This is a genomic window from Bartonella occidentalis (assembly GCF_037070875.1).
Lineage (GTDB): Bacteria > Pseudomonadota > Alphaproteobacteria > Rhizobiales > Rhizobiaceae > Bartonella.
Map to the genome: position 1 here is coordinate 410,405 of NZ_JAYMZJ010000001.1, position 20,564 is coordinate 430,968.

A 20,564-nucleotide genomic window follows, 5' to 3' on the forward strand; every position below is an offset into this window, starting at 1 on the left:
TCACTTCTGCGCTTTTCCCAAACTTACTTTTAGAGCAAATTTTAAGGAGATGGAAATGATTTTATATCATTTTTAATGACAAACCCCCTTTTTTATGTATTCTACGTAGACGATTATTTAAAATAGAGTAAAAAGATTATAACGTATACCATTTTTGTTTTATGTAATTTAAATCTCATTTGAAAAAATGTGGTGTAATTTGTAACATGTCAGTGAACGTAGACGATTTAGAATTGAATGAAGAGGAACGATCTGTGGAAGATTGTAGAGAGGTTGTGAGTTATCACTCTGTATCTGTATTAGAAAAACGTTTACGTCAGAATGGTTTACGACCGACACGTCAGCGATTAGAACTTGCGAATATGATTTTTTCTCAAGGTAACCGTCATATTGCTGCTGAAGAGCTGTATGAAGAAGCAGTACAATTAGGCGTCCCTGTTTCTTTAGCAACTGTTTATAATACACTTCATCAATTTACGGAAGCAGGATTACTACGAATTATTGCCGTAGAAGGTTCGAAAACTTGGTTTGATACCAATACTTCTGATCATTATCATTTTTATATCGAGGGTGAGAATCGTATTCTTGATATTCCTTGCGATTTGGAAAAATCTCCTATTATTACAAACCTACCTCAACCACCGGAAGGTATGGAAATTTCGCACGTTGATTTAATAGTTCGATTAAAAACAAAGAATCAAGCTTGATCATAAGAATCAGATGAGTTCACGGGGGATAAAATTAAATAGTGGTTTTGAAAGTCTACCAGTTTTTGATTTTTTCATCAGGGTAGATTCCCCACAGTTGTGCTTGATGAAGCCATCCACGGGTATTATGGATATTTAGCTCGCACCAATGTCCGTCACATTGGCGGATATGACCGATAACATTAGGTTCTACTTCTGCTACAAGTGTTGCATTGTCTGCGGGATTTTCGCGCAGCATCAGTCTTTTTGTTTTATCTTTTTGCCATGGTACAGTTATAGCAGTCCGCTTGCCTGATAACAATGATTGATAAACCCATCCTTCATCACCCTCAGAATCGCGAATTTTGCGCCATTGACCATATTCTTGGATGATTTCAATAGGTAAACCCTTCTTTTGGTAGGTAAAAACGATAGAATAATTACTTCCTGGCCCAACACGTACATTAACACGGGTAGGTTTAATCGATGCAAATCGTGGAAGAGGTAAACCACTTGATCCTAAATCATGATTAAGTGTTTGTGCATGCAAAAAATTAGGAAAATCAAATAAAAGTACACCCACCATTAAAATACATGATGTAGACACTAAAAATCGAAACCATCTAGAGTATTGCACACTTAAATCCCTTGCTTCTTCGTTTCTATATATTGGCAACCTAAGATTTGGAGGACAGGATCGAAAACTGAGTAAAACTATGGCATATAGCTAGTTAAAGAGATCTAAACAATGACGAAATTATTACAAAGATAATGAGATTAAATAAGATAAAAATTTAAAATTCTCGTTCGTAATTGTTTGATTTACAGAGTGTATCTGTATCGCGATATTTTAATGGTTGGTTGATTAGTTTTCACAAATATAAATAAGTTCAAGTTTGATAAGAATATTTTAAGGAAAAGACAAAATAGTTAACTTTATGCGATATAAATATTTATAAAGAAGAATCCGCTTCTTTATTCCATATGAAATTTGCAACAGTTACAGTCCACATTATTTTTAACCATTTAAAACAAATCAATGGAAGAATATAGATGCTCGTAGTAATTTTTGTTATTTATCTTTCGAAATAATTTCATAAAAATGCGCTTATTTTTATATACCCTCTGCTATAAAAATGGTATTTAAATGTATTGTGTATAAGCGGTATCATGCTTCTTGAATTGGTCTGCGTTTTGCTATGGGGTAGCCATGTTTTTTAGCAATACGCGTAATTGCTTTTTCCAGTGGCTCTATCATAACATCCATAGAAAAACCGTTTGCGTGGATGATTTTTTCATGGTCAACCATAATAGCAACGTGACCTTTCCAGAAAATCAAATCACCTCGTTGAAGTTTATCACTGTCTGTGAGTAGTTTTCCTATAGATTGTTCTTGCATGTCGGTATCACGTAAAACCATTTGACCAGTCATCATCATGGAAAGTTGAACTAATCCTGAGCAGTCAATTCCAAAACCGCTAACACCACCCCAGAGATAAGGTGTATGGATAAAAGTTTCTGCAACGGTGACGTAATCCTTATACATGCATCCAATAGGGATGAGATGGCGAGTGAGAACAGCTTTTCCGTTTTCAAGTATAGAATACATTGTATCTCGGGTTTTTATTTCATCAACAACAGTTATTTTACTTCCCATGGATAAAGGATATTCCATGGGTCCGCGCAAATCGGCTTTTAAATATTGAAAAGTGCGTGGCACTGAAACGATGTGTGTTTGTTTTATGGTTTGTGTACAAAGAGCTTCTGTATCAATATAACCTACATAACCATCTTTAAGCGACTGCCCCCATGACATAATGTTTCCTTGCTCAAAAATTAGGAGCTCTTCTCCCAATAAGCATTCCGTTTGTCTTTCGCTTTCTTTGCTGTCTTCTTTAAACAGTCCAGCGACAGGTATATTAACACGTTTTTTTTCACCTTGGACAGAGTGCGGAATCATAATTTCCGTTGCAAGACGTATATCCGCTAGATTATTTCTAAATGCATGCAATCTTGAATCTTTATAAACCATTTATGATCTCTTTTAGGGTTCTGCATATTTAAAAGCTCATAAAACCACTTTAGTAAAATCCTTTACCCTCGGATAAAGGATTGAACTAAAATAATATACTCAACAGCTGTCTTGTGAATCCCTAAAATTGTCAATCTTTATGGATATTTTGTGTCAAGATTGATTTTTAAAAAGATTGTAAAGAGCACGAATAGCTTGTGCAGATCCACCAACAGGATAGCCTGGTTTTTCTTTTTTAACCCACCCATAAAGATCAAAGTGGGCAAAGTGTTCAGATTTCTCAACAAAAGAGTTAAGGAATAAGGCGGCAGCTATAGAACCAGCAAAGTTACTCTCTGTCGTATTGTTAATATCCGCGATTGATGAAGATAATGTTTTTTGATATGGTTTCCAAAGTGGCATTTGCCAGACAGGATCAGAAACTGAATGGGCAGATTGAAAAATTTGCTGTGCCCATGTTGTATTATTACAATAAAATGCTGGAAGATCTGGACCTAAAGCTACGTAAGCTGCCCCTGTTAAAGTAGCCATGCACAGCATGAATTGTGGGCTTTCTTCATCACCATAGGTAAGAGCATCAGCAAGAATGAGTCTTCCTTCAGCATCTGTATTGCCAATTTCAACATTTAAACCTTTACGACTCTTAAGAATATCGCCTGGTCGGTAAGCGTTACCAGAAACTGCATTTTCAACTGCGGGAATCAAAACGCGCAAACGGAAGGGTAATTTAGCATCCATAATAAGTTTGGCTAATCCTAAAACATGTGCACTACCTCCCATGTCCTTTTTCATTAACAACATATTATTGGCTGATTTAATATCCAGCCCTCCAGTATCGAAGGTTACCCCTTTCCCGACTAGCGTTATTTTAGGATGACTTTCTTGTCCCCATTGTAAATCAATCAGTCGTGGAGCAGTGCTGCTAGCTCGTCCTACGGCATGAATCATTGGGAAGTTATGTGTTAACAATTCATCTCCACAAATGCTGCTAACTTGAGCACTGTAAGATTCTCCAATTTGGCGTGCTGTTTTTTCGATAACATCGGGGCTCATATCATTTGCAGGTGTATTGATAAGGTCACGGACGAAAAAGACAGATTCATAAATTCGTCGAAGTTCATTAAAGTCAATTGTATCGTTAACATGAATCGATAATGATTTTACAGAAGGGTTTTGATGGTAACGATTAAATTGATAGCTTCCGAATGCTAATCCGAGGTAAGTATTTATTTCATGGGAAGCAATTCCTTCTAAATGCCAATTTCCAGCAGGAAGACTTTTAGCCAGAAGTCCTGTGATAAAGGATTCATCACCATTACCGAGTCCGAATAAAACTTTCTCTAAATGACCTGTTCCGTTTGGAACAAACAATATTTGTCCAGCTTTTCCAGTAAAGTCATTAACTTTTATCCAAGTTTTTGTTGATACATCAAGTGGTAAATCAGCAAGACTTGTTGGACTTACTAAGAAGATGGGACAACTATTATCGGCACGTGTTGAAGTGAAATTAATGTGATGTGAATGCATATTTAAAGAATCCTTATAATCGTCTAAGAGCGACATATTCAACCAAATGATTTTTTCCCTTTCGTAGAATGAGATTAGATCGTGGTCGGGTTGGTAATATATTTTCTTGTAAATTTTTTAAATTAATCGTTTTCCAAAGGTTATCAGCAATTTTTAAAGCATCTTTTTCATTAAGTAGAGCATAACGATGGAAATAGGACTCAGGATTTTGAAAAGCTGTTTTACGCAAACGCCTGAAACGCTCCAAGTACCAGCAACGAATGACTTCTGTCTCAGCATCTACATAGATTGAGAAATCAAAAAAATCTGAAACAAAGGGGATAATCTTTCCATCTTTAGGAAGATCACTAACTTGTAGCACATTAATACCTTCAACAATTAAAATATCAGGACGGTCAATAATAATACTTTGATTTTCCAAAACATCATAAATTGTATGCGAATAAAGCGGAGCCCTTATATTTCCAATACCAGCTTTGATAGCAGAAAGAAAGCGCAATAATCGTTTAATATCATAAGAATCAGGAAATCCTTTACGATCCATACGATTTTTTTGCTTTAAGACAGAGTTAGGATAGAGAAAACCATCAGTTGTAATCAGATCCACTTTAAGGTTGGGTTTCCAACGTTTCAAGAGTTCTTGAAGAATACGAGCTGTGGTTGATTTCCCTACTGCGACAGAGCCGGCAATTCCAATGATAAATGGAGTTTTTTTCGTACCTTCTTGATGTAAAAATTGCTGACGTTTTTGAAAAAGCTCCTGTTCTGCTTCAACATGGCATGACAATAAGCGTGATAAGGAAAGGTAAATGCGCTGTACTTCATCAAGATCAATCGGATCATTAATTGAACGTAAGCGTTTAATTTCATCAAAAGTTAAAGTGAGTGGTGTATCTGCTCGAAACTGATACCATTCCTGTGCGGTAAAGACAGTATAGGGTGAATACCGATCAGAAGTGGATTTTACCAGATTATTTTCTTGATCAATTTTTGATATAGTCATATCAATTATTCGTTGGTTAGATTTTTTAGGAATAGGATAAAAGGCAGCTTGTTTACTTATTTAAATGAATTTTATTTTATTTGAGGTAAAATAATCTGAGGCTAGCTCATTGTCCATTCATTCCAGCGTGTACTGATCTGTGACAATGATAGTTCTTGTGCCAAAAAAGCCCATAGAAGCAAACGTGCTTTTATGGCTGATAAATAACCAGACATAAGGGCACCAGAAGCAAGCATATCGGTTTCTGAGCCTTTATAACCATAGGTTCTACGAGTTGTTGAGCCATTATGGCAACGGGTAGCTATAACGATCGGTATTTTTTGCGCGTATTGTCTCACTATGTCTGCTGACTGAAAACTGCAGTGTCCTGCACCAAAACCAGCAATAACAAGACCTGCATAATATCCACTTTCAAGGCAAAATTGCAATAATCGTGTATCAGAGGATAAAGAGGAATATAGAAGAGCGACTTGGTGATGATCGTTTTTGGGGAGTTCGAAAGTTGTAGGAAAAAAGTTTTGGTTATTAAAATAAATCGGTTTCCCCTCTAAAATTGCCCCTAAAGTGCCCACCGATTCTGACTGAAATGTTTCAATTTTAGTTGTATGGCTTTTTTTGATCCAATAAGGCGAGTGAATCGTATCATTTATTACAGCTAAAACACCCTTGTTTCGACTTTGTGGATCAGCAGCGACGCGGGTTGCTGCCAAAATATTAGCAGATCCATCAGCACCTGCTTCATGGGGTAAACGCATAGCGCCAGTTATAACAAGAGGTTCAGCTTTATCCCAGTAAAGGGAAAGAAAGAAAGCTGTTTCTTCGAGTGTGTCAGTACCTTGGGTTAAAACAATACCTTCTGCGCCAGCTTTTATTTGTTCTGTTGCCCAATGTATTATTTCGAAAAGAATTTTAAAAGATAAAGATCCACTTGGTAATTGTGTTAATGTTTGTGCATGAATATCAGCAACATTATTTAAGCCAGGAACATTGTTTACAAGTATATCTGATGTTAAAGTTGGTTGCATTTGGCTAAAACTATCAGCAGCCATTGCAATTGTGCCTCCTAGCGTTCCTATTGCTATTCTTTTCATAATTTTTCCTTTAAAGACGCAAATTGTTTACAAAAGTTATTTAGCAATAATTTACATTGACAACAATGATATCATTTTTTTTTATTCCCACAAATTGAGTTACGCTTAATCGTTGTGTTTTGTTGTATATGTTCTTAAATAAAGGCAATGATGATTGGATTTTATGTTTGATAAAGAGAAATCAATATTAAGGAGTTTTCTTATGGCAGAACATAAGCCTGACATAATGTATGGTACGACTATTATTACTGTACGAAAGGGCTGCAAGGTAGTGATGGCTGGTGATGGTCAGGTCTCACTTGGACAAACAATTATGAAAGGCAATGCACGTAAAGTGCGTCGTCTTGGGAAGAGCGGGATGGTTATAGCTGGTTTTGCAGGTGCTACAGCAGATGCTTTCACACTGTTGGAAAGATTGGAAACAAAGCTTGAACAATACCCTGATCAGCTTATGCGTGCATGTGTAGAACTTGCAAAAGACTGGCGAACAGACCGCTATTTACGTCGTCTTGAGGCAATGATGCTCGTAGCCGATAAGAAAGTAACTTTGGCTTTAACGGGTCTTGGAGACGTATTAGAACCAGAAGATGGCATTATGGCAATTGGTTCTGGAGGTAATTTTGCCCTTTCAGCTGCACGGGTACTCATGGATATGGATCTGGATGCAGAAGTTATTGCCCGTAAAGCTATGGATATTGCCGCCAAAATTTGTGTTTATACCAATGATCATTTAACGATTGAAACATTGGATGCAGAGTTACCTTCTTTAGAGAAAGCTATTTGAATGTGTGTTGTATTTTCCCCTCGCGAAACTGTTTCTGAACTCGATCGTTTTATTATTGGTCAAAACGATGCTAAACGTTCTGTTGCTATTGCATTGCGTAATCGGTGGCGTAGGCAGCAACTTGATGCTCCTATGCGTGAAGAGGTTATGCCAAAAAATATTTTGATGATAGGGCCAACAGGTGTTGGTAAAACGGGCATAGCACGTCGATTAGCAAAACTTGCTGGAGCACCTTTTGTTAAAGTAGAAGCTACTAAATTTACTGAAGTTGGTTACGTAGGACGTGATGTTGAGCAAATTATTCGTGATCTTGTTGAAATCGCAATTTCTCTTGTACGTGAAAAAAAACGGGACGAAGTAAAAGCAAAGGCTCATATTAATGCTGAAGAACGTGTTTTAGATGCTCTTGTAGGTAAGACAGCGAGTCCCGCTACCCGTGATAATTTTCGCAAAAAATTACGCGAAGGTGAATTGGATGATAAAGAGATTGAAATTGAAGTGGCTGATAATAGCAGCAATAGCGCTTCAACTTTTGATATTCCCGGTATGCCCGGTGCACAAATGGGAATTATGAATTTATCAGATATTTTTTGCAAAATGAGTAACCGTACGAAGATTCGCAAAACGACAGTAAAAGATGCTTTTAAGCCACTCATTGATGATGAATCTGAAAAGCTACTTGACCAGGATCAAATTATTCAAGAAGCACTGCGTGTTGCTGAAAATGATGGAATTGTTTTTATTGATGAAATTGATAAAATTGCAACCCGTGATGGTGGTTCAGGTGCTGCTGTGTCGCGTGAGGGAGTTCAACGAGATCTTTTGCCTTTGGTTGAAGGAACAACGATTGCTACAAAATATGGACAAATCAAGACCGATCACATTCTTTTTATTGCTTCAGGTGCATTTCATGTCTCTAAGCCATCTGATTTATTACCAGAGTTGCAAGGTCGTTTGCCCATCCGTGTAGAGCTAAATGCATTAACAAGAGAAGATTTACGTCGCATTTTGACCGAACCTGAAGCCAGTCTGATTAAGCAATATATTGCTTTAATGGCAACAGAAGAGGTTCATTTAGAGATTACGGATGATGCAATTGATGCTTTAGCAGATATTGCTGTAGATTTAAATGCAAGGATTGAAAATATAGGGGCACGTCGTTTGCAAACGGTGATGGAGCGCGTTTTGGATGAAATTTCTTTTACTGCCCCTGATAAAGCCGGGACTTCATTTAAAGTTGATGCAGCTTATGTCAGACAATCTATAGGTGATCTCGCTGCTGATGTAGATCTTTCACGTTTCATTCTTTAGAGGCATTGCTTATTTTTGTTTATTATCGGCGTGCTTCAATAATTTTGAAGCCAGGGGTATCTTGATGTATCAATACTGTAGAGAAAATGCTCTTTAATAATGTCTCATAGGGTAGGTGGCGGTTAGCAACAAGAAGCAAACTACCACCTATCTTTAAAGACTTTGCAGCATTTATAATAAAATGTTGGCCTAATGAAATATCTTCAGTTTGTGGTGTGTGAAAAGGTGGGTTTGAAATGATCGTATCATATATATCTGTGATGGGCTCACGCTCAATATCATGCCAATAAAAATGAATCGGAAGGGAAGTTTTTATCTGTTTCAGGTGCTGTTTTGCTGCTTCTAGAGAGTTATAGTCAGCTTCATAGAGATCAAGAGTTGTTAGTTTTTCACTTTTTTCAAGAGCTGTGTGAGAAAGAAAACCCCAGCCGGCACCAAAATCAGCAGTTTTTCCAGAAATAATTTTGGGCATATATACAGCAAGCGCAGCAGATCCTGGATCAATACGACCGTGTGAAAACATACCAGAAGTAGTTTGAAATTTATTTTCAAAATAAAGTGGTGGTGAGCGTAAATGTGTAATACTTGGTATTTGTTGTGGAACTTGGAGCCAGAATGTTAAGCCATGATTTTTGGATAATTTACCGGTCACGGAAACAATTGTTTTGACCCATTTCATCATTGAGGCAGCGCCAGAAGTTTTATGTCCACCAACAATAATCCATCCACCAGGTTTAACGCATTCTAATAAATCAAGAAAATAATTTTGATTGAAACCACGATATTTGCTTAAGTTTAAAAACGCACCGTCATAGACAGTTTTGTTTATTCGAGGGGAACAGCAAAATTTAGCATTGGTAAATTTTAGAAAGTCTGGCCGCCAAGGTGTTATAATTTTTAAATTTTCAATCCATTCTGAGGTAGGTAGTTCTGTTAAACCAACACCTAGCCAACATTGGCTTTGACTTGGAATGGGAATGTCATGATTTTTAAAAGGTAAAAACAATAACACATAGAGATCTTTCAAATAAAAATGCCATTCCGAGTATTGGGATGGCATTTTATTTCATGATAAGCGAGAAAAATTACTCTTCTTTTTTCTTGCGACGGCGTTTATTTTCAGATTTATTTTTCTCATCAGTACTACTTTCTTTTTCTGCCTTTATAGAATCATCATCAATAATTTCTTCACCAGTTTGCTGATTAACCATTTTCATTGATAATCGTATTTTACCACGTTCATCAAAGTCCATTAATTTAACCCAAACCTTATCGCCTTCTTTAACGATATCAGTTGTTTTAGCAACGCGTTCTGATGCAAGCTGAGAAATATGAACGAGTCCATCACGTGATCCAAAAAAGTTTACAAAGGCACCAAATTCTGCCGTTTTGACAACGGTTCCTTGATAAATTGTACCAACCTCAGGTTCATCAACAATTGAGTGGATCCACTGTTTTGCAGCCTTGATAGTTTTAGCATCAGTAGAAGCTATTTTAATTGTTCCATTATCTTCGACATTAATCTTAGCGCCAGTTTGTTCCACAATTTCTCGGATCACCTTTCCACCAGAGCCAATAACATCTCGGATTTTATCAACAGAAATGTTCATAATTTCGATTCGTGGAGAAAACTCGCTAAGTTCATTACGTGCACTGGTTAAAGCTTTGGCCATTTCATTAAGGATATGAATCCGACCTTCTCTGGCTTGCTCAAGTGCGATTTTCATAATCTCTTTGGTAATACCATCAATTTTTATATCCATTTGTAAAGCAGTAATACCATTTTCAGTACCTGCTACTTTAAAATCCATATCCCCAAGGTGATCTTCATCACCTAAAATATCAGACAAAATAGCAAAGCGCTCGCCTTCTTTAATCAAACCCATGGCAATACCTGCAACGGGACGCATTAAGGGAACACCAGCATCCATTAGTGCAAGTGAAGTTCCACAAACCGTTGCCATTGAAGATGATCCGTTTGATTCAGTGATTTCTGAAACAGCACGAATGGTATAAGGAAAAGATTCCTTAGTTGGTAACATGGGATGAATAGCACGCCACGCTAGTTTTCCATGCCCAATTTCGCGACGGCCGGGGGAACCAATCCGTCCTGTTTCCCCCACCGAAAATGGCGGAAAATTGTAATGGAGTAGGAATGTTTCTCTATACATACCCGTTAAAGAGTCGACATATTGCTCATCTTCACCAGTTCCCAATGTTGCAATAACAACTGCTTGTGTTTCTCCACGGGTAAAGAGTGCCGATCCGTGTGTTCGGGGCAAAATGCCAACTTCTGACTGGATTGGGCGTACTGTTAAGAGGTCGCGTCCATCAATGCGTTTACCCGTGTCAAGGATGTTCCAACGAACAATTTTTGCTTGTAACTGCTTAAAAACGGTTGCAATTTGATCTACACTAAATTTACAGTCCTCTGCTGTTTCTGGCATAAATTTGTTTATAACTTCTGTTTTTATAGTATCAATAGCAGTATAGCGTTCTTGTTTATCAGTAATTGTATACGCTTTTCGTATGTCCTGTTCAGCCATTTCTAACATAGCTTTTTCAAGATCAAATAGATCTTCAGGAACAAAATCGCGTGGATCTTTTGCAGCAACTTCTGCAAGTTTAATGATGGCATCAATAACGGGTTGAAAACTTTGATGCCCAAACATAACAGCACCCAACATGATGTCTTCAGGCAATTCTTGTGCCTCTGATTCAACCATCAATACTGCACTTTCTGTTCCAGCAACGATAAGATCAAGTTTTGATTCGGGCATTTCATCAATATTAGGATTAAGAATGTATTGTCCGTTACAGTAGCCAATGCGAGCACCAGCAATGGGTCCCATAAAAGGAACACCGGATATGGTTAATGCGGCAGAAGACGCAATCATGGCGAGGATATCAGGGTTATTTTCGAGATCATGTTGTATAACAGAGACGATAATTTGCGTATCATTTTTATACCCATCAGCAAAGAGAGGGCGAATCGGACGATCTATCAAACGTGAAATTAAAGTTTCGTTTTCACTAGGTCGGCTCTCACGTTTAAAGTAGCCACCGGGGATTCTACCAACAGCATAGGCTTTTTCTTGATAATTAACAGTGAGTGGAAAAAAATCTTGATCTGGTTTGGGGTTTTTTGCCGACACGACAGTTGCTAAGACAATAGTCTCACCGTAGGTCGCAATAACTGCACCATCAGCTTGACGCGCTATTTTCCCTGTTTCAAGGGTGAGTGGCCGACCGGCCCATTCAATTTCTATCTTGTGCGTTTTGAACATTTTTTATCCTTAATGGCCACTGCTCACATTCAAGTTTTGTGTAGCATATTTTAAAGCCATGGGGAGGACAACAAGATACTTCTGTCCTTTATATGCAAAAAAGAATAAATTGCAATTAAAATGCAAGTATCCAGTAATCCTGTCCCATGACGGTTATTCATTGTTTTTAAAGTTTTTAACTCAAAACAGCAAGCCGGAATAAATTAGGTGGATTTTTATAAAAATGTTATCCTCCCTCCCATTTCTCTTTTAGCGACGTAAACCTAATTTTCCAATAAGTACTTGATAGCGATTTTGGTCAATTCCTTTAAGGTAATCGAGAAGGCGACGGCGTTGAGATACCATTTTTAAAAGACCACGACGAGAATGGTTATCATTTTTATGAGATTTAAAATGATTAGTTAAATTAGAGATACGTTCAGAAAGCACAGCAACCTGTACTTCTGGTGATCCTGTATCACCAACTTTATTTGCGTATTCCGCGATAAGAGCTTGTTTACGTTCAGCCGTAATCGACATCGTATTATCCTTTCAAAAAAACGAACAAACAAAAAACATCCCTAGCCAAGATGTCGTTCAGCAAGGGCTTACGAGGGCACAAGAAAAGCTAAAGGCTTTAGCCTGCATTAATATTTATATAAGAAAAAAGGTTAAAATGCTAGCCCTTGAAGGTATCTTGAAAATCTTCTTCAATAAATGGTTTTGCTTTGAAATATTGATTTTAAGAATGTTATATGAGAGATTTTTAAAGAATTATGGATCCTTTTGATACAAAGATTACTGCTTTGCGTAGCGTGTTTATGGTAACGAAAGTGATAGGGTGCCGATTTGGAGGCAAAAAGTGCAGAGCATTTCAACATTAAAACTTTTTAGTAATTCGACATTTCGTAATTTATGGTCAGCTACTCTTGTTTCTAATTTAGGGGGACTTATACAGACTGTAGGGGCAGGATGGCTGATGGAATTGATTAGCTCTTCGCATTCTATGGTTGGGCTCGTTCAAAGTGCTACAGTATTACCACTTTTTATGTTTTCTCTAATGGCAGGAGCATTAGCTGACAATTTTAATCGGCGTAAAATTATGTTGTGTTCGCAGATTATATTAATGATTTTATCACTGAGTTTGGTGATTTTATCCTATATAGGATTTATAACACCTGGGCTTTTGCTGTGCTTTACGTTTTTGATTGGATGCGGAAACGCTTTTTACAATCCCTCGTGGCAGGCAACTATGGGGGATATTGTAAGCAGAGAAAATATTCCTGCTGCCGTTAGCTTAAATAGTGTTGGCTTTAACTCAATGCGTAGTATAGGCCCTGCTATCGGTGGTTTTATCATTGCCACTTTAGGTGCTACAGCAGCTTTTTTGTTCAATGCGGTAAGTTATATTCTTTTAATTTGCGCGTTGTTTTTTTGGAAACCGAATTATAAAAATAATACATTGCCACGGGAAAGATTTTTAGGAGCTGTCGCAGATGGTTTGCGTTATGTTATGATGTCTCCTAATCTTCTTAGTATTATGGTTAGAGCATTTCTTTTTGGTGTTGGTGCAATTTCAATTTTAGCACTATTACCAATTGTTGCACATAACATTTTTAAGGGAAGTGCACTTCTTTATGGTACATTGCTTGGTTGTTTTGGTTTAGGAGCAATTGTAGCTGGTGTTATTAATTCACGTATACGGCGTTATTTTAGTTCAGAAAAGATCATTATAAGTGCATTTATAGGTTTTGCTGTTTCTTGCTTTTTTTTAGCTTTTAGTCGCTCATTGATTGTAAGTCATATTGTCTTATTTCCTGCAGGTTTGTGCTGGGTTCTAGCGTTATCACTATTTAATACATCTGTACAGCTTTCTACACCGCGTTGGGTTGTTGCGCGTACTTTAGCGCTATATCAGACTGCATCTTTTGGCGGTATGGCTATTGGAAGTGCAATTTGGGGAGCATTAGCAGATGGTTATTCTCCATCGGTTGCTTTAAGTGCTTGTGCTTTATTTTTGGTTTTTGGAGCTCTTGTAGGGATAAAGTTTAAAATTCAAGAGATTCCTCAAATAGATCTTGATCCGCTTGATCACTTTAGAGAACCAGAGTTGTTGCTCGATTTGAAAGCACGAAGCGGTCCTATTATGATTATGATTGATTACCAAATTCATGAAAATGATCTTGAAGAGTTTTTAAAGGTAATGACACGTCGTCGCCATATTCGTTTGCGTGATGGTGCTCGTCAATGGGTTCTTTTACGTAATCTTGAAAGGCCTGAATGTTGGACAGAAGCTTATCACATGCCAACATGGGTAGATTATTTACGCCATAATCATCGTCGTACAAAAGCAGATGCAGAAGTGAATAAACATCTGCATCGCTTAAATTGTGACCCTAATGGTATAAGAGTACACCGTATGATTGAGAGGCAAACAATACCACAGGTCAATGAAATGCATTTAAAACCATCTGCTAACCATTTACCTGAATAATAGGAATTGAATGTAAAAGTCAGAGGAATAATCTTATTGTATTTAATAATTAGTATGAGAAAATATTTTTTGGTGGGTAGCAGCTTATTATTTTAAATTGTAAAAATTCGCTTTGGTCTAAATAGGCTTTTGTTAAGAGTTCCTAGGGCAAGAAGTTGACCTTTATAAGTTACGCAAACTTCATCTTCATCGATGGGTGCGTTGTGATCATAAAGAAGAACAGAATCCCCCATTATTACTCGCTGTGCTTGAATTTCGCTAAGAGTATAATGCGAAAGACAATCCAGTGCAGCACCTGTTTCAATTAATAATTGATCAAGTTTTGTGAAATCTTTTTTAGGAAGGACATCATCATTTTTATCTAATACTGCATCTTTTAGTTCGTTCCATGTAATCAGATCATCTTCACAAAAAGGCGCTACCATGATGCGTCTTAAGTCAGCAATATGTCCATAACAACCAAGATCACGTCCCATATCACGTGCTAAAGAACGCACATAAGTTCCCTTCCCACATGTTATTTCAAAGACACTACGCTCTCTTGTAACGGTTTCGATTAATTTGAAAGTTTCTATTTCTACTTGGCGTGGAGGAATCTCAACCGCTTCACCTTCACGTGCTAAATCATAGGCACGGTTACCAGAAATTTTGATTGCTGAAAATTGTGGAGGTGTTTGTAAAATAACACCTGTATACTTAGGGAGAAGAGCGAGCACTTCTTCTTTTGTTGGACGTTTAGAAGATATTTTAGTAACTTCACCCTCTAAATCATCTGTTAAGCGCTCTTCTCCCCAAACGATATGAAAGCGATATGTTTTTGTTCCTCTCATAACATAGGGAACGGTTTTGGTTGCCTCACCCAACGCAATTGGTAGAAGACCTGAAGCAAGCGGATCAAGCGTGCCTGCATGCCCTGCTTTTTGCGCATTAAAGAGCCATTTGATTTTTGAGACAGCTTCCGTTGATCTCATTCCTTTTGGTTTATCAAATACCACCCAGCCAGAAATAAAACGGCCTTTTCTTTTGCGTTGTCCTGCCATGTTATTTAATCTTCACGTTCGTTATTATAATGCAAATCACGTGCTACTTCAGGTGAACGGAGGAGGGCATCAATTTTTGAAAAATTATCAAAACTATTATCAAGCCGAAAACGCAATTCAGGCATGTATTTCATTTGTCGCAACGAACGGCTTATTTCTCCACGGATAAAACGGCTATGTTTATTTAAAACATTAACAACATCAACATTAGAAGCATTATTAAGAGTGCTGAGAGGAGCAACAAAACAAGTAGCAATTTTTAAATCTGGAGACATACGTACTTCAGAGATAGAAATTACAACATTTTTCAATACATCGTGAAGTAAAATACCTCGTTGCAACGCATGAGCTATTGCATGGCGTACTTGCTCTCCTACTCTTAGCTGTCGTTGTGATGGATTTACATTTTTCATGAAAGCTGTTACCTTTAATCACAATTCCCCTCGTTCTTTGATTACTTGAAAGTATAAGAAATAATAGAGGCATTGCATCAAAATCTAATAACTTTTCCCATTTTATGGAGAGAAAAAGTTATTAGATTAATTTATTATAATGTGCGATTAATATGTTCAACGCGGAAGGTTTCAATGATATCTCCTGCACGTATGTCTTCATAATTTTCGAATGCCATCCCACATTCTTGACCACTTTGTACTTCATTGACTTCATCTTTAAAGCGTTTGAGCGTTTTAAGTTTTCCTTCATGAATGACAATATTATCACGAATAAGGCGAACACCTGCTCCCCGTTCTATTTTACCTTCTGTAACACGGCATCCAGCAACTTTTCCAGTTTTTGTAATGTTAAAGACTTCCAAAATTTCAGCATTACCAAGGAAAGTTTCACGCTGCTCTGGTGAGAGTAGTCCTGACATGGCGGCTTTTATGTCATCAACAAGATCATAAATGATGTTATAATAGCGAATTTCAATTCCTTGTGTTTTAGCTGAAGTACGTGCCTGTTTATTAGCTCGAACATTAAAACCGATTACAGCAGAATTGGAGGCTTCAGCAAGAGAAATATCACTTTCAGTGATACCTCCCGCACCAGAATGTACAACGCGCGCGCGCACTTCTTCATTTCCTAATTTTTCTAATGCCGAAGCGATTGCTTCAATAGATCCCTGTACATCACCTTTAATAATAAGAGGAAATTCTTTGACACCAGTGGTTTGTAATTTCGTCATCATCTGTTCAAGAGAGCCTCGAGAACCAGTTTGTCGAGCTACAGCTTTATCTCGTGCTAATCGTTGACGATATTCAGCGATTTCTCGTGCTTTTGCTTCATGAGTAACAACAGCAAAACGGTCACCAGCTTGTGGTGTTCCTTGCATCCCTAAAATTTCAATTGGGGTAGAGGGAACGGCTTCTTTTATATAGCGACCATGGTCATCAATCAGTGCACGTACACGCCCCCATTCATTGCCGGCAACAATAATATCAGAAGGATGTAGTGTACCTTTTTGGATAAGAACTGTCGCAACAGATCCACGCCCCCTATCTAATTTTGCTTCAATGACAACACCTTCTGCTGTTCGTTTTGGATCAGCTTTTAGATCAAGAATTTCTGCTTGAAGCAGAATAGCTTCGAGAAGTTTATCGAGATTTTGCCTTGTTTTAGCAGAAACTTCCACTTCCAAAGTATCTCCACCCATGCTTTCAACGAATACTTCGTGGTGCAAAAGTTCTGTGCGTACTTTTTGAGCATCGGCAGCCGGTTTATCAATTTTATTGATAGCAACAATAATAGGTACACCAGCAGCTTTGGCATGATTAATTGATTCAATTGTCTGAGGCATAACACTATCATCAGCAGCTACAACTAGAACGGCAATATCTGTAACGCGAGCTCCCCGAGCACGCATAGCTGTGAAGGCAGCATGTCCAGGTGTATCGATAAAGGTAATTTTTTGACCGTTTTGCTCTACTTGATAAGCACCAATATGTTGTGTAATACCACCTGTTTCACCAGAAACAACATTCGCTTTTCTGATAGCATCGAGAAGAGAAGTTTTTCCGTGATCAACATGCCCCATAATGGTTACAACTGGTGGGCGTTGCTGCATTTTTTGAGGGTTATCTGTTATATTAAAGATACCTTCTTCTATGTCAGATTCTAAGATACGTTTAACAGTGTGACCAAATTCAACGGCGATAAGTTCAGCAACATCTGCATCAATAATATCACCAGGTTTCATCATTTGTCCCTGTTTCATCAAGAATTTAATCACATCAACAGAGCGTTCAGTCATACGCTGCGCAAGTTCTTGAATCGTAATGGTTTCGGGAAGGATAACTTCTCGAGAAATTTTCTCTCTTGGCTCTTGGTTTTGAGCACGTTTAAACTTTTCCTGTCTGCGGCGCATTGCAGCCATCGAGCGTCCACGTGAATTACCTTCGTCATCTAGTGCACTATTGAGAGTAAGTTTACCACGACGTCTTTCATCAGAACCTTTTATAACTTTGGGTGCACGCACTTCTGATTTAGTAGAGCTAGCACGCCGGTTATGTCTGTCGTCATCTTCATTGTCATCATTTTTGCGTTTTTCAGCTGCAGTTGTATTTTTGGGTGTTATAGGAATATCTACAGGTTCTGGTTTTATTAGAGGCGTAGTAGTAGTAGTAGAAAAAGATGGAGTTTCTATTGTAGGGCTTGCATTTTTCTGATGTATTTTTTCTTCTTCAGCTTCTTGTTGCAAGCGTTCTTCACGCTCTTTAGTCAGTCTTTCTTGTTCTTTAGCTTTTTCACGCATTATTTTTTCTTGGATATTAGCTTCTTCTAACGCACGAAATCTCGCTTTCATTTCGGTTGATGAAAGATTACTTTGTATAATAGATTCACTTGGCATTGCGTCTTCAAATCTCGGTTTAGAGCGTTGAGTGGCTACATGTGGCTTAGTAATTGGCTGCGATATTTCAGCTTTTTCATCAGGTCGTGTAATTTTGCGTCTCTTTGTTTCGACAACCACAGCCTTTGTACGGCCATGACTAAAATTTTGTTTGACCGTACTCGTTTCTAGGACGGAACGTTTTAAAGTAAGCGTCCTCTTGACTGTTGTTTTGTCGTTATTATTTTCACTCATTGTATTTCCTTCACGACTTTTGCCGTCATTTCGCTGGGCTTACTGTGCTTGTCATCACGATAGGCAATCAGTTTTTGTATTGCTTTGAGAAATCCTTCTGAAGCTCTCGTGTTCAATAAGGCTGCATGTATTACAGGATTAGCTCCAAAAACAGCTTTCATTTCATCACTGGTAAATAAAGATATGGTTTTTATATTTTGGCCTATTTGTTGTTGTATTGCATGAATGGCTTGTGAAATTTTTCGTTTTCCATCTTCTGTAGCTCCCTTTGCATGAAGTACGAGAGCTACTTGACCAGAGCGGATAGCTGCATCAACTTTTGTTGCCCCCGTGACAATGGCACCTGCTTTTCGCATCATGGAAAGGCTTCCAAGAGCAGCCTTTAACAAGAGTGCATCCACAATATGCGCAAGATCTGATGCGACTTCAACATCTGTTTTAAAACTTTTTCTAAAAGATTGTCGTTTAATTGCTTCCTCAATGATAGAATGCTGGGCGGAAACCCATACGCCCCGTCCAGGTAAGTTAGATTTGAGATCAGGAACAATTTGATTATTGGGATCAATAACAAAACGAATCAGCATTTTTGCTGAAGCATTTTTTTTTGTCACAATGCAGGTTCGTTCATTCATTTAAAGTGTATCCACATCCACATTATCTACTTTTTCATTTTCTGCAGTATTTTCTAAAGAAAGATCAGTTTGATCTATCCATCCTGCTTTTACACGGGCGGCTAAAATCATAGCCTCTGCATCTGCCCGTGTAATATCAAATGGAGTTAGTATACCAGAAAAATTTTGTGTTTGACCTTCTTTACGTTCTCTCCAGCCAGCTAAATCATCAACTGCATAACCTGCAAAGTCTTCCATTGTTTTTACACCATCTTCTCCAACAGCAACTAACATTGCACTTGTCATTCCAGGAAGTGTTCGCAATTCGTCAGAAACACCGAGCTTTTTGCGTTTTTCATCGAGGTCTTTTTCTTTACGTTCTAGATATTCGCGCGCACGGCTTTGAATTTCTGCAGCAGTTTCACGATCAAAACCATCAATGGAAGCAATTTCTTCGAGAGAAATATAGGCAACTTCTTCAATGGAGGAAAAGCCCTCTGACGCTATAACTTGTCCGATCATTTCATCAACGTCTAAAGATTCCATAAACAGCTTGCTGCGTTCGGTAAATTCTTTTTGACGGTTTTCAGACTCTTCTTGTTCCGTTAAAATATCGATATTCCATCCTGTTAATTGTGAAGCTAAACGAACATTTTGTCCACGCCGGCCAATAGCAAGACTGAGTTGATCATCAGGCACGACGACTTCGATACGTTCTGCATCTTCATCAAGAACAACTTTAGAAACTTCAGCGGGTTGCAAGGCATTGACAATAAATGTTGCAGCATCAGGTGACCAAGGAATAATATCAATTTTTTCGCCTTGTAGCTCTGCAACAACAGCTTGAACACGACTTCCTCGCATTCCAACACATGCTCCGACAGGATCAATTGAACCATCGCGTGAGACAACAGCAATTTTAGCACGTGAACCTGGATCACGAGAAACGGATTTGATTTCTATAATACCATCGTAGATTTCTGGAACTTCCATGGTAAAAAGTTTGACCATGAATTGAGGATGTGTACGCGACAGGAAAATCTGCGGACCTCGAGATTCACGATGTACATCGCTGACAAAGGCACGAATACGATCTCCATAGCGGAAAGATTCACGTGGAATTAATTCATCGCGTCGAACGATAGCTTCGCCACGTCCTAGATCAACAATAACATTACCGTATTCCACACGTTTTACCGTTCCGGAAATAATTTCACCAATTTTATTTTTAAATTCTTCGTATTGCTGATCACGCTCTGCATCACGTACTTTTTGTACAATAACCTGTTTAGCTGATTGCGCTGCGATACGGCCAAAATCCATCGGTGGCAAAAGGTCAGGTAAAAAATCACCAATTTTTGCATCTGCTTGACGTTTAAGCGCGTCAGCTAAGGTAATTTCAGTTGTATAATCTTCAACAACATCAACAATTTTAAGCAGACGTTGTAATTTAATTTCACCTGTTTTGGAATTGATCTCAGCACGGATATTGGTTTCTTGACCATAACGAGAACGCGCTGCTTTCTGGATAGCATCAGCCATTGCAGAAATAACAATTTTACGGTCAATTGACTTTTCACGTGCAACAGCATCCGCAATTTGCAGAATTTCAAGCCTGTTAGCGCTTATAGCCATCG

The 20,564-nt window shown here is 38.0% G+C and carries 17 protein-coding genes; 4 read left to right on the plus strand and 13 right to left on the minus strand.

Annotated features, from left to right (window positions below; genetic code table 11):
• Nucleotides 1-206 precede the first annotated feature (206 nt).
• Nucleotides 207-707 carry an iron response transcriptional regulator IrrA gene (gene irrA, locus WCP78_RS01740; protein WP_336278791.1) on the plus strand — a complete coding sequence of 167 codons (501 nt, stop codon included), beginning with the start codon at nt 207-209 and terminating at the stop codon, nt 705-707.
• Nucleotides 708-762: 55 nt separating this feature from the next.
• Here irrA and WCP78_RS01745 read toward each other — a convergent pair whose 3' ends face one another.
• The 5 genes from WCP78_RS01745 to WCP78_RS01765 form a co-directional block, all read right to left on the minus strand.
• Nucleotides 763-1,323 carry an SH3 domain-containing protein gene (locus WCP78_RS01745; RefSeq protein WP_336278792.1) on the minus strand — a complete coding sequence of 187 codons (561 nt, stop codon included), beginning with the start codon at nt 1,321-1,323 and terminating at the stop codon, nt 763-765.
• A gap of 531 nt (nt 1,324-1,854) precedes the next feature.
• Nucleotides 1,855-2,718: a C40 family peptidase gene (locus WCP78_RS01750; RefSeq protein WP_336278793.1), complete on the minus strand. Its 864-nt coding sequence runs from the start codon at nt 2,716-2,718 to the stop codon at nt 1,855-1,857.
• A 153-nt stretch (nt 2,719-2,871) separates the two neighbouring features.
• On the minus strand, nt 2,872-4,245 hold the full coding sequence (locus tag WCP78_RS01755) for a leucyl aminopeptidase family protein (RefSeq protein ID WP_336278794.1): 1,374 nt from the start codon (nt 4,243-4,245) through the stop codon (nt 2,872-2,874).
• 13 nt (nt 4,246-4,258) lie between these two features.
• A complete protein-coding gene (gene coaA / locus WCP78_RS01760; protein WP_336278795.1) occupies nt 4,259-5,248 on the minus strand; it encodes a type I pantothenate kinase in 990 nt (329 codons plus the stop codon).
• Nucleotides 5,249-5,349: 101 nt separating this feature from the next.
• Nucleotides 5,350-6,339, minus strand: coding sequence for an asparaginase (locus WCP78_RS01765; protein WP_336278796.1), 990 nt, complete (start codon nt 6,337-6,339; stop codon nt 5,350-5,352).
• Between the two features lie 202 nt (nt 6,340-6,541).
• Between WCP78_RS01765 and hslV the strand changes: the two genes are divergently transcribed.
• Together hslV and hslU are read left to right on the plus strand one after the other, a co-directional pair.
• Complete coding sequence (hslV, locus tag WCP78_RS01770; protein ID WP_336278797.1) at nt 6,542-7,123, plus strand: ATP-dependent protease subunit HslV; 582 nt, start codon at nt 6,542-6,544, stop codon at nt 7,121-7,123.
• Nucleotides 7,124-8,434 (plus strand): ATP-dependent protease ATPase subunit HslU, encoded by a 1,311-nt coding sequence (gene hslU / locus WCP78_RS01775; protein WP_336278798.1) that lies wholly within the window; start codon nt 7,124-7,126, stop codon nt 8,432-8,434.
• A 22-nt stretch (nt 8,435-8,456) separates the two neighbouring features.
• Here hslU and WCP78_RS01780 read toward each other — a convergent pair whose 3' ends face one another.
• The 3 genes from WCP78_RS01780 to rpsO all read right to left on the minus strand — a co-directional run bounded on the left by WCP78_RS01780 (nt 8,457) and on the right by rpsO (nt 12,240).
• On the minus strand, nt 8,457-9,446 hold the full coding sequence (locus WCP78_RS01780; RefSeq protein ID WP_336279111.1) for a class I SAM-dependent methyltransferase: 990 nt from the start codon (nt 9,444-9,446) through the stop codon (nt 8,457-8,459).
• A 73-nt stretch (nt 9,447-9,519) separates the two neighbouring features.
• Nucleotides 9,520-11,721: a polyribonucleotide nucleotidyltransferase gene (gene pnp, locus WCP78_RS01785; protein ID WP_336278799.1), complete on the minus strand. Its 2,202-nt coding sequence runs from the start codon at nt 11,719-11,721 to the stop codon at nt 9,520-9,522.
• Between the two features lie 249 nt (nt 11,722-11,970).
• On the minus strand, nt 11,971-12,240 hold the full coding sequence (gene rpsO, locus WCP78_RS01790) for a 30S ribosomal protein S15 (RefSeq protein ID WP_336278800.1): 270 nt from the start codon (nt 12,238-12,240) through the stop codon (nt 11,971-11,973).
• Between the two features lie 322 nt (nt 12,241-12,562).
• Here rpsO and WCP78_RS01795 point away from each other — a divergent pair, with 322 nt between their 5' ends.
• The gene (locus tag WCP78_RS01795) at nt 12,563-14,194 is read left to right on the plus strand and encodes an MFS transporter (RefSeq protein WP_336278801.1); all 1,632 of its coding nucleotides are present in this window, start codon (nt 12,563-12,565) and stop codon (nt 14,192-14,194) included.
• 92 nt (nt 14,195-14,286) lie between these two features.
• Here WCP78_RS01795 and truB read toward each other — a convergent pair whose 3' ends face one another.
• From truB to nusA, 5 genes are all read right to left on the minus strand, one after another.
• Nucleotides 14,287-15,234, minus strand: a complete 948-nt coding sequence (gene truB / locus WCP78_RS01800) for a tRNA pseudouridine(55) synthase TruB (RefSeq protein ID WP_336278802.1) — start codon at nt 15,232-15,234, stop codon at nt 14,287-14,289.
• Between the two features lie 5 nt (nt 15,235-15,239).
• The gene (rbfA, locus tag WCP78_RS01805) at nt 15,240-15,647 is read right to left on the minus strand and encodes a 30S ribosome-binding factor RbfA (RefSeq protein WP_336278803.1); all 408 of its coding nucleotides are present in this window, start codon (nt 15,645-15,647) and stop codon (nt 15,240-15,242) included.
• A gap of 134 nt (nt 15,648-15,781) precedes the next feature.
• Nucleotides 15,782-18,316, minus strand: a complete 2,535-nt coding sequence (infB, locus tag WCP78_RS01810; protein ID WP_336278804.1) for a translation initiation factor IF-2 — start codon at nt 18,314-18,316, stop codon at nt 15,782-15,784.
• Complete coding sequence (locus WCP78_RS01815; protein WP_336278805.1) at nt 18,313-18,948, minus strand: RNA-binding protein; 636 nt, start codon at nt 18,946-18,948, stop codon at nt 18,313-18,315. Before WCP78_RS01815 ends, infB begins: the two co-directional genes overlap by 4 nt.
• A complete protein-coding gene (gene nusA, locus WCP78_RS01820) occupies nt 18,949-20,562 on the minus strand; it encodes a transcription termination factor NusA (protein ID WP_336278806.1) in 1,614 nt (537 codons plus the stop codon).
• Nucleotides 20,563-20,564 lie beyond the last annotated feature (2 nt).